Source organism: Trinickia camelliae (assembly GCF_053525655.1).
On the sequence record NZ_JBCHAA010000022.1, the window covers coordinates 135,668 to 146,651 of the forward strand.

General features: G+C 64.6%; 8 protein-coding genes. 6 read left to right on the forward strand and 2 right to left on the reverse strand.

The annotated features are described in order from the left end of the window. Window positions 1–11 precede the first annotated feature (11 nt). Together AAHK20_RS29745 and AAHK20_RS29750 are read right to left on the reverse strand one after the other, a co-directional pair. Window positions 12–4,871: an NAD-glutamate dehydrogenase gene (locus tag AAHK20_RS29745; RefSeq protein WP_449185078.1), complete on the reverse strand. Its 4,860-nt coding sequence runs from the start codon at window positions 4,869–4,871 to the stop codon at window positions 12–14. Window positions 4,872–5,024: 153 nt separating this feature from the next. Further along, entirely contained in the window at window positions 5,025–5,564 is a 540-nt protein-coding gene (locus AAHK20_RS29750; protein WP_449185079.1) for a DUF3455 domain-containing protein, read from the reverse strand. A gap of 345 nt (window positions 5,565–5,909) precedes the next feature. Between AAHK20_RS29750 and pqqA the strand changes: the two genes are divergently transcribed. From pqqA to AAHK20_RS29780, 6 genes are all read left to right on the forward strand, one after another. Then, window positions 5,910–5,984: a pyrroloquinoline quinone precursor peptide PqqA gene (gene pqqA / locus AAHK20_RS29755; protein WP_137337737.1), complete on the forward strand. Its 75-nt coding sequence runs from the start codon at window positions 5,910–5,912 to the stop codon at window positions 5,982–5,984. 188 nt (window positions 5,985–6,172) lie between these two features. Continuing rightward, window positions 6,173–7,093, forward strand: a complete 921-nt coding sequence (gene pqqB / locus AAHK20_RS29760) for a pyrroloquinoline quinone biosynthesis protein PqqB (RefSeq protein WP_449185080.1) — start codon at window positions 6,173–6,175, stop codon at window positions 7,091–7,093. 38 nt (window positions 7,094–7,131) lie between these two features. Beyond that, window positions 7,132–7,812 carry a pyrroloquinoline-quinone synthase PqqC gene (pqqC, locus tag AAHK20_RS29765; protein WP_449185081.1) on the forward strand — a complete coding sequence of 227 codons (681 nt, stop codon included), beginning with the start codon at window positions 7,132–7,134 and terminating at the stop codon, window positions 7,810–7,812. Continuing rightward, the gene (pqqD, locus tag AAHK20_RS29770) at window positions 7,812–8,108 is read left to right on the forward strand and encodes a pyrroloquinoline quinone biosynthesis peptide chaperone PqqD (RefSeq protein ID WP_449185091.1); all 297 of its coding nucleotides are present in this window, start codon (window positions 7,812–7,814) and stop codon (window positions 8,106–8,108) included. Before pqqC ends, pqqD begins: the two co-directional genes overlap by 1 nt. Next, entirely contained in the window at window positions 8,105–9,286 is a 1,182-nt protein-coding gene (gene pqqE, locus AAHK20_RS29775) for a pyrroloquinoline quinone biosynthesis protein PqqE (protein WP_449185082.1), read from the forward strand. Before pqqD ends, pqqE begins: the two co-directional genes overlap by 4 nt. Before the next feature lie 86 nt (window positions 9,287–9,372). Next, window positions 9,373–10,984: TonB-dependent receptor (locus tag AAHK20_RS29780; protein WP_449185083.1), on the forward strand; the 1,612-nt coding region annotated here is incomplete at its 3' end.

A 10,984-nucleotide genomic window follows, 5' to 3' on the forward strand; every position in this document is an offset into this window, starting at 1 on the left:
GAGAAATGCCCTCAAGCCCGTTCCAGCACGGCCATTTCCCGCACGAGCACAAGCAGCATCGACAGGCTTGCGCCGCCGGTGGCCCGTTGCTCCGCAATCAAGCGCGCGTGGCGTTCGAGGGACGCCGTCCGCTTGTCGCGCCACACGTTCGTGATCGCCTCTGCCGTGTTCAGCTCGCGCGCCTCGGCGAGCGCGCTGATCGACACAGCGCGCCTCAAGCGCGCGAACTCTGCGAGCGCAGCCGCACGCGCGAGCAGGTCCCAATGCGTGTGCGTGGGCAGCGCGCTCGCACGCTCGGAAATAAAGCCGTAGTTGAGTTGCGTCGCGAGCGAGAAATACACGCCGGCGACGAGTTCGAGCGGTCGCCCGCTCGCCGCCGCGACATCGGCGATATCGAGCACCGCCGCCGAAATCTCGCGGCTCACCACGCGCATCGCGAGCTCGCCATCCACGCCCGCCTCCACGAGCGCGCGCTGACGTTCCTGCAGTGCTTCGAGGTCTTCCGGCGGCAACAGCTCCGGCAATTGCGGCGCGAGCCGTTGCGCCGCATCGCGGCAGCGCGCGATGAGCGCGGCGACGCCGTCGCTGTCGACACGCTCGGCGCTCGTCTCCAAGTGCCGCAGGAACCACAACGCCGCGCGCTCGACGAGCCGCGCCACTTCGACGAACATGCGCGCCTGCACGTCGTCGGCGACGCGATTATCGAGCGCATCGATGCGGCGCCAGACGTCGTCGAGGTCGAACACATCGCGTGCGACGATGCACGCGCGCACGATATCGCCGGGCGTCGCGTCCGTCTCCTCCTGCAAGCGATGAATGAACTCGCAGCCGACGCGATTCACGAGCGCGTTGGTCAAATGCGTCGCGAGGATTTCGCGCTTGAGCGGATGCCGCTGCATCGGTTCGGCAAAGCGCGCTTGCAGCGGAGTCGGGAAATAGTCGACCAGCATCCCGGCGACGAGCGGGTCTTCCGGCACGTCGGATTCGAGCAATTCATCGTAGAGCCACATCTTGCTGTAGGCGAGCAACACCGCGCGCTCAGGCGACGTGAGCCCCTGTTTCGCGCTGAGCCGCTCGGCGAGCTCATCGTCGGTCGGCAGGAATTCGATCACGCGATTCAGGCGTCCCAGGCGTTCGAGGTAGCGCATCAGCCGCGCCTCGGGTTCGAGCAACTCGGCGACGTAGCGCCCCGCTATCGATAGCGCCTGCGTTTGATAGTAGTTGTCGCGCAGCACGAGCAGGCCCACTTCGTCGGTCATCTCGGCGAGCTGCTTATTGCGCTGCTTGTCGGTCATTTCGCCGTCGGCCATCACGAGGCCAAGCAGAATCTTGATGTTCACCTCGTGATCTGAGCAGTCGACGCCCGCGGAATTGTCGATCGCATCGGTATTGATGCGGCCGCCCTTCTGCGCGAACTCGATGCGCCCGAGCTGCGTGAGCCCGAGATTGCCGCCCTCGGCCACGACCTTCACGCGCAGCTCCGCACCGTTCACGCGCACGGCGTCGTTCGCGCGGTCGCCCACTTGCAGATGCGTCTCGCGGCTCGACTTCACATAGGTGCCGATGCCGCCGTTGTAAAGCAGATCGACCGGTGCGAGCAGAATCGCCCGAATCAGGTCGACAGGCGCGAGCGTTGCCGCATGGATACCCAGCACCGCCTGCATCGCGGGCGACACGGGAATGGTCTTCGCCGTGCGCGGATACACGCCGCCGCCCGCCGAGATCGTCGACGTATCGTAGTCGCCCCAGCTCGATCGTTCGAGCGCGAAGAGGCGTTGACGCTCCTTGAAGCTCACCGCCGGGTCCGGATTCGGATCGAGGAACACATGACGATGGTCGAACGCGGCCACGAGCCGGATATGCGGCGACAGCAGCATGCCGTTGCCGAACACGTCGCCCGACATATCGCCGACGCCGACCACCGTGAAATCGGTCGCCTGCGTATCGACGCCCATCTCGCGGAAATGGCGCTTCACCGATTCCCACGCGCCGCGCGCGGTGATCGCCATCTTCTTGTGGTCGTAGCCGACCGAGCCGCCCGACGCGAACGCATCGTCGAGCCAGAAGCCGTAGTTGTGCGAGATCGCGTTCGCGTAGTCGGAGAACGTGGCCGTGCCCTTGTCGGCGGCGACGACGAGATAGGGGTCGTCGGTATCGGCGCGCACGACGTTCGGCGGCGGCACGATCGCACCGGCGACGCGATTGTCCGTGACGTCGAGCAGGCCGCACAGGAACGTCTGGTAACAACTGACGCCTTCGCGCATGAACGCTTCGCGGTCGCCCGCCGGCGGCGGGTTCTTCACGACGAAGCCGCCCTTCGAGCCGACCGGCACGATCACGGTGTTCTTCACCATTTGCGCCTTCATCAGCCCAAGCACTTCCGTGCGGAAGTCCTCGCGACGGTCGGACCAGCGCAGGCCGCCGCGCGCGACACGTCCGCCGCGCAAGTGCACGCCTTCGACACGCGGCGAGTACACCCAGATCTCGAACATCGGCTTCGGCTCGGGCAGCCCTGGCACCTTCGCCGGATTGAGCTTGAACGACAGATACGGCAGCGGCTTGCCGTCGCTCGCGCGGCGGAAGTAGTTGGTGCGCACCGTCGCGTTGATGACGCCGAGGAACTGCCGCAGGATGCGGTCTTCGTCGAGATTGGGCACCTGGTCGAGCGCGGCTTCGAGATTCTTCGTCAACTGCTCGGTGTAGGCGTCGCGCGTGTCGCCGAGCGCCGGGTCGAAGCGCGCGATAAAAAGCTCGACGAGCTGGCGCGCGAGCGCCGGGTTGCCGGTCACCGCGCGTTCGATATAGGCGTCGCTGAACGTGGAGCCGACTTGGCGCAGATACTTCGCGTAGGCACGCAATATCGTCACTTCGCGCGAGCCGAGCTGGGCGCGCAGCACCAGGCGGTTGAAATCGTCGCTTTCGATCTCGCCGGACCAGACGCGCTCGAACGCATCCTCGAACAGCGTCTTCACGCGCTCGATGTCGAACTCGACGTCGTCGGCCAGCTCAAGGCCAAAATCGTGCACCCATGCCGCCTTCGAGCCTTCGGGCTCGATCAGGTACGGCCGCTCTTCATCGACGCGCACGCCGAGATGCTCGAGCATCGGCAGACTGCGCGACAGCGCGATCGCCTGTTCGGTGCGGAAGACCTTGAAGCGAAACGCACGCGACGCCGCCTCAATCGGCCGATACAGATTCATCGCGAGCGGCTTGCCGTTCTGCACCTGTTCGATCAGCTCGATATCGCGCACCGCCGTGCGTGCCGCGTAATCCTCGCGATAGCCGGCCGGGAACGAATCGCCGTAGCGTTGCAGCAGCCGGTTGCCCTCCTCTTCGCCGAAGCTGTCGAGCAAGGCGTCGGCGAGGTCGTCCTGCCAGCGGCGCGTCGCTTGAACGAGGCGTGCTTCGAGTTCGCGCGTATCGACTTCGGGTAGCGCGCCAGGCTGCGTGCGCACCACGATATGGATACGCGCGAGCGGCGACTCCGACAGCAGCGGCGTGAATTCGACGGCCGTGCCGTTGAATGCGCCCGTGAGCAGCTTCGCGATGCGGCGGCGCAAATCGGTGTTGTACTTTTCGCGCGGCACGAAAACGAGGCACGACACGAAACGGTCGAAGCGGTCGCGCCGCACGAAGAGCCGCGTGCGCTGATGCTCTTGCAGGCGCAGCACGCCGAGCGCGATCTCGAAGAGATCGTCTTCGTTGGTCTGGAACAGTTCGTCGCGCGGATACGTTTCGAGCACCGTCACGAGCGATTTATAGAGGTGCCCCTTGGCGAGAAACCCCGCACGCCGCACGACGTTCGCGCTTTTGCGGCGCACGATCGGAATGTCGGCAATGGAACCCGTGTAGGCGGTCGACGTATAGAGCCCGATAAAGCGCCGCTCGCCGCGCAGCTTGCCATCTTCGCCCACGAGCTTCACGCCGACGTAATCGAGGTAGCCGGGCCGGTGGACGGTCGCGCGCGAATTGGCTTTCGTCAGGAAGATCGGCACCGGACCGCTGATGATGTCGGCTGCCGCGGACGGCAGCGGCGTGAGGTCCGGCGTGCCGGCGGAGCGCAATGCCTCACGCAGGATGCCGGATCCGGTACCGGGTATACCACGCAGCGCGAAACCGCCGTCGTGAGTCACGAGTTCGTAATCGCGCTGGCCGAGAAACGTGAAATGGTCGGCGACCATCCATTCGAGGAACGCGCGCGCCTCGACGCCGTCGGGGGACGACTCGCGCGCAAGCATGTCCTTGATCGTGCTCTTCGCGACCTCGGTGATCTTCGGCCAATCCTCGACTGAGGCGCGCACGTCGCCCAGGATGCGCGCTAGATTCGCGCGCAGCTCGGCGAGCTTCGCTGCGTCGCCGCAGCGGTCGATTTCGAAGTGGATGAACGATTCGAGCCGGGAAGGCGCGGTGTCGGCGGCGCCCGCCACCGCTGCGCCGCCGAGTGCGACGCGCTCGATGGCGCCGTTCGCACCGCGCCAGACCCGGAACACCGGGTGCAACCCGGAATGCAGCGCGAGCCCGCAGCGGTTCACCTCCATCGTCACCGAGTCGACGAGGAACGGCATGTCGTCGTTGACGATTTCAATGACCGTGTGGTCAGAATGCCAGCCGTGCTGATCGAGCACGGGGTTGTAGACACGCAGCTGCTCGCTGCCGGAGACAAATTTCTGCGCGGTCTGCCAATGCGCCATGGCGGCGCCGTAGAGATCGGCGATGTTGCGGCTTTGCACGTCGTCCGCATCGGCCTGCTCGTAGTAATGCAGCAGGAAGGGTTCTACCGCGGTGAAGACGGGTTCCGGCAATCGTCCCCGCGCGTAATCCACCACATCGTTGATCAGGTGCGCGACAGCATCTTCGTTCTTCGCTTCCATGACGTCCTCCGCCTAGCGTTACGGTGACTATCTGGCCTGCTCTTCGAACGGCATTATGCGCCTGTCGCGAGGCACTTTGATGAGGCAGATCGATGTGCGGACGCACAAAGATCGTGCGTCCGCCGACGTTGCGGGATTCCGTTGCCTGATTCGTTACTGGAGGAACACGTACTGCGCGGTGTAAGGGCTGCGCCCTTCTTGTCCCTCTTGCGTGCAAGGCGCGGCGGGTGCTGCGCCGCCGTGGGTGGCCAGGCGCTGAACATAGCGAACCGTGCTGAGCAGCCCTGGGCCGCCCGCGTCGGTCGCCTGCAGGAGCAGCATCGGAATCGCGCCGGCATCGTCGGGATTGGCGGCGTGCTGCAGCACCTTGCCGGTGATCTTGCTGCCGTCCGCCGACTGCCATGAGGGGCCGGCCCCGTGCTTGACGGTCAGCTTGCCGGAGGCGTCGTAAAGATCGGCCTGCGGCGCCTTGAAGACCCACGCGAGCTGGTTGCTGGCGTCGCGCTTGCATACATAGATCTGTACGCCGGATGCCGCCAGCGACGCCACCACGGTCGCGCCCTCAGGCTGGAGTTCCGGCGGCACGGTTGTCGTTTGAGCGTAGGCGATCAAGGGCGAAGACATCGCGATCAACATCGCGCCGGCGGCCAGAAGGCGAACGGCGCGGCCGTTCGAGCGGATAGTTTTTTCCATACCTGTTTTCCCCGTTGAGTGAGCGTGTCCAACATATCGATAACACTCGTTGCGCGAGGAATATTCGGGCGTCTGTCACTTTTTTGCGCTCGATAGCGCTCCACCGTCAGTCGTGGCTTGAAAATGGCGGCGGCAGCCGCAAAGCAATCCTTTTCTAGTTCCGCTGATTGGGCGCAATATCGGATCTGCCGACTCCGACTGAATCACGAAACCAGCCGTCGCGTTCGCTTGAGTCAGGCTGGCCACAGGTATGAAGATTGCTTTTTGCCGGGCGCGAAAGGGTTCCCGCGCCGGGCGCCGGGGCTGCGGCGAACCCGTGTCTGTGCCGAAGATGGAGGAACGACTATGCAATGGACAACGCCTAGCTACACCGATATCCGTCTTGGTTTCGAAATCACGATGTATGTCGCCACGCGGTAGCACCGCGTGAGTTGTGAGGGGCGGCAAGCGCCGCCCCGCTCTCGACCGCCAGCCGTTCCTCATGCGACGAGCCAGTCACCTCGGAGCGGGATTGCGTTGTGCGCCGCACGAACAGGGTAGGCATATTCAGCGCATGCTAGTGGTTGAACTCGATTTCCTTGAGAGGCGCGCACTCCGCGCGGTACTGCATGAAGATCAAGGTCCTCGGCTCATCTGCGGGCGGCGGCTTTCCGCAATGGAACTGCAATTGCCGAAACTGTGAAGGCGTCCGGCGCGGCACGATCAACGCGACTCGCCGCACGCAATCGTCGATCGCCGTCAGCGCGAACGGCGTCGACTGGCTGCTCGTCAACGCGTCACCCGACGTCCTCGCGCAAATCGCCGCCAATCCCGAACTGCAACCGGCTCGTCGAATACGCGACACGGGCATCGCCGCAATCGTGACGGTCGATGCGCAGATCGATCACGTCACCGGTCTTTTGATGCTGCGCGAGCATGCCACGCCGCTTTCGCTCTACACGACCGACGCCGTTTGGGAAGACCTGTGCACGGGTTTTCCGATCGGCCCTCTGCTGTTCGATTACTGCGGTTTCGAGCGTCACGCGATCATCTTCGACGGCGGTCCGCTCATGCTCGACGCGCTGCCCGGCGTGCAAATCGACGCGGTGCCTCTCACCAGCAAGGCGCCGCCCTATTCGCCGCATCGCACCTCCCCGCGCCCCGGCGACAACATCGGTCTCGTGTTCACGAATCTCGCATCGGGCAAGCGCGCGTTCTACGCACCGGGAATCGGCGTCATCGAACCGCCGGTGCTGGACGCGATGCGAAGCGCGGATCTGCTGCTCGTCGACGGCACGCTGTGGACCGACGACGAGATGATCCGCCTCGGCATTTCGCAAAAGCACGCGGCAGAGATGGGTCATTTGCCGCAAAGTGGCCCTGGCGGCATGATCGAAGTGCTCGATTCGATCGAGCGCGCCGGCGTGCGCAAGGTGCTGGTCCATATCAACAACACGAACCCGATCCTCGTCGATGACGGTCCCGAGCGCCGGACGCTGTCGGAGCACGGAATCGAAGTCGGCTATGACGGAATGGCGTTCGATCTATGAGCGCCCAATCGACACAATCCGCCCAATCCGAAACGGCAATGCCGTGGACGCGCGACGAATTCGAAGCGCAGTTGCGCGCCAAGGGCGCGGGGTATCACATCCACCATCCGTTCAACGTGAAGATGACGGCAGGCGGCTGCTCGCGCGAGCAGATTCGCGGATGGGTCGCGAACCGCTTTTATTATCAGATCAATATCCCGCTCAAGGACGCAGCGATTCTGTCGAACTGTCCTGATCGCGAGACGCGCCGCCGCTGGGTGCTGCGCATCCTCGATCACGACGGCCACGGCGGCAATGAAGGCGGCATCGAAGCATGGGAGCGATTGGGAGACGCCGTCGGCCTGCCGCGCGAAGAGCTGCGATCGCTCAAGCTCGTCGCGCCCGGCGTGCGCTTCGCCGTCGATGCGTACGTTAACTTCGCCCGCCGAGCGCCTTGGCAGGAAGCAGTATGTTCGTCACTCACCGAGATGTTCGCGCCGCAGATTCATCGCGACCGGCTCGCGACATGGCCCGAGCACTATCCGTGGATCGACGCGGACGGTCTCGCGTATTTCCGTTCGCGCGTGGCGCTCGCCGAGCGCGACGTCGAACATGGGCTCGAAGTGACGCTGAATCATTTCACGCGGCGCGATCAACAAGAACGCGCGCTGGACATCCTGCAGTTCAAGCTCGACATTCTGTGGACGATGCTCGACGCGATCGAAAAGGCGTTCCCATGATGAATGATGCCGCTCGCCCGCCGCAGGAAGCCGACACCGCGCGTCTCGCGATCAAGGCGCTGTTCCGCTTGCAATGGGAGCCCGCGCAGGACGCCTACGTGTTGCTCTATCCGGAAGGGATGGTGAAGCTGAATCAAAGCGCGGCGGAAATCTTGAAACGCTGCGACGGCACACGTGATCTCGATGCGCTGATCGCCGATCTCGAACGCGCGTTCAATGCGACCGGCATCGGTGCGGAGGTCCGCGCGTTCGTCGCCGATGCGCTGACGCATGGATGGCTGGAGTGGCGCGCATGACGAACACCTTCTCTGCGTCAACCGCAACGACCGGCTCGAAGCCGGCAATCGCGCCGCCGCTATGGCTGCTCGCGGAGCTGACTTACCGCTGCCCTTTGCATTGCGTGTTCTGCTACAACCCGGTCGACTACACGGAGCACCACCGCGAACTCGACACCAGCGAGTGGCTCGACGTGCTCAGGCAAGCACGCGCGCTCGGCGCCGCGCAACTGGGTTTTTCTGGCGGCGAACCGCTCGTGCGCGAGGACCTCGAAGTGCTCGTCGGCGAGGCGCGCGCGCTCGGCTTCTATACGAACCTGATCACGTCCGGCGTCGGGCTCACGAACACACGCCTTGGCGATTTGAAAGCGGCCGGGCTCGACCACATCCAACTGTCATTTCAGGACTCGACGCAAGCGCTCAACGATTTCCTGAGCAGCACCCGCACCTTCGACCTCAAGAAACGCACCGCCGCATCGATCAAGCAGCACGGCTTCCCGATGGTGATGAATTGCGTGCTGCATCGCTACAACCTCCCGCACGTCGCGAAGATCATCGACATGGCGCTCGCCATGGGCGCCGAGTACCTCGAACTGGCGAACACGCAGTACTACGGCTGGGCGCATGCCAACCGCGCGCATCTGCTGCCGACGCGTGAGCAAGTCGCCGAGGCGGAAGCCGTGGTCGAGCGCTATCGCAACACGATCGGCGACGCGTGCAAGATCTTCTTCGTCGTTCCCGACTACTTCGAGCGCCGGCCGAAACGCTGCATGAACGGCTGGGGCGCCGTGTTCCTAGGCATTGCGCCGGACGGCGTGGCGCTCCCCTGCCACGCGGCGCGCGGACTGCCAGGGCTGAAGTTGCCGAACGTGAAATCGTCAACGCTGCGCGAGATTTGGTACGACAGTGAGGCGTTCAACCGCTATCGCGGCTTCGAATGGATGAAGGAACCCTGCCGCAGTTGCGACGAGAAAACGCGCGACCTCGGCGGATGCCGCTGCCAGGCGTACTTGCTGACGGGCGACGCGGCCAACGCGGACCCCGTCTGCGACAAGTCGCCGAAGCATGAGGAAGTCGTCGAGGCGGTACGTTTCGCGGCCACTGCGGGCGAGTCTCGCGAGCAGCCGATCCTGTTTCGCAACGACGCCAATTCGCGAATGATTGCGGCGGCATCGCGCACTAAAGCCGCACAACAATAGCCAGCGCAAGCCCGGGGATCACTCGGGCGGGGGGAGGATCGATGACGCACCGCCGCCGTCGAAAGCACCGGAGCGCCGACTGCCGGATGGCCGGCCCCCGGATCGGACGCGGCGTCCGCCTGTCTGCTTTTGTTGGCGGCGTGCTCGTCAACTTGCCCGTCGCTGCTTGGGCGCAGGCGGAACCGGCCGCCGCCCCCTTGCTCCCCGAAGCACCGGCCGCCGGAGCGCCGGCCGCAGAAATCACCCTCGCCCCTGTCATCGTCATCGGCACAACGCCGCTGCTCGGCATCGGCACACCGCTATCCCTCGTGCCCGCAAACGTCCAGACCGTGCGCGCACAAGACCTCGAACACCAGCACCGCAGCACGCTCACCGACTTCTTCGAGAAGAACCTCCCGAGCGTCGACGTCAACGAGGCGCAAGGCAATCCGTATCAAGTCGACATCAACTACCGCGGCTTCACGGCCTCGCCGCTCGTGGGCACGCCGCAAGGCCTGTCGGTGTTCATGGACGGCGTGCGGATCAACGAACCGTTCGGCGACGTCGTGAACTGGGACCTGATTCCGCAGCAAGCCATCGACACGATCCAGTTGATCCCCGGCTCGAACCCGACGTTCGGCCTGAACACGCTCGGCGGCGCGATCGCGATCTCGACCAAGAACGGCAAAGAGAACCCGGGCGGCGAGGCCGAAGTGACGGGCGGCTCATGGGGCCGCAAAACCGCGCAAATCGAGCAAGGCGGCACGATCGGCCCGAACCTCGACTACTACGTCACCGGCGACGCCGCCAACGACGACGGCTGGGCCGACCACAACTCGAGCCGCGTGCGCCAGGGCTTCGGCAAGCTGCGCTACACCGACGCCGACACCACGGTCTCTTTGTCCGCAGGCGGCGCCGACAACGATCTGCACGGCACGCAGACGATCCCGCGCTCGTTCCTCGACAACTTCAGGCAGGCGTACACATTTCCCGACCAAAACCAGAATAGCGCCGGCTACGTGACGCTCTCCGGCGACCATTATTTCAACGACCACGTCGAATTGAGCGGAAACGTTTACTTCCGGCGCCTGGTCAACACGAATACCAGCAGCAACACCAACGCCGATTTCGGGCAAGTCCTGCCCGACGGCACGATCGACACGCTCGAAGGCACCAACGTCCAATCCTCGATCGATACCGACAGCTACGGCGCGAGCCTGCAGCTGACGCTGCTCGGCAAGCTCGGCGGCATGGAGAACCAGTTCGTCGCGGGCCTGGCCGCCGATTTCGCGAATTCGCACTACACGCAATCGACGCAGGACGCGACCTTCACCGCGTCGCGCGCGACGATCGGCATCGGCGATTTCGTCCAGCAAGTCGACGCGAAAACGCGTGACGCCAACCTCGGGTTCTATCTGCAAGACACGCTGTCGCTCACAAAGCAATGGACGCTGACGCTCGCCGGACGCTACGACTGGGCGAAGGCCGACATCGGTGACGAAAGCGGCTTGCAGCCGCTGCTGAACGGCAGCCATGTGTTCTCGCGCTTCAATCCGGCGATCGGCCTGAACTGGAACCCGACGCCCGGCTTCACCGCCTACGCGACGTACAACGAAGGCATGCGCTCGCCGACCGCGATCGAATTGACCTGCGCCGACCCGGCTGCGCCGTGCTCGCTGCCGAACGATTTCCTGGCCGACCCGGCGCTGCAGCCCGTCA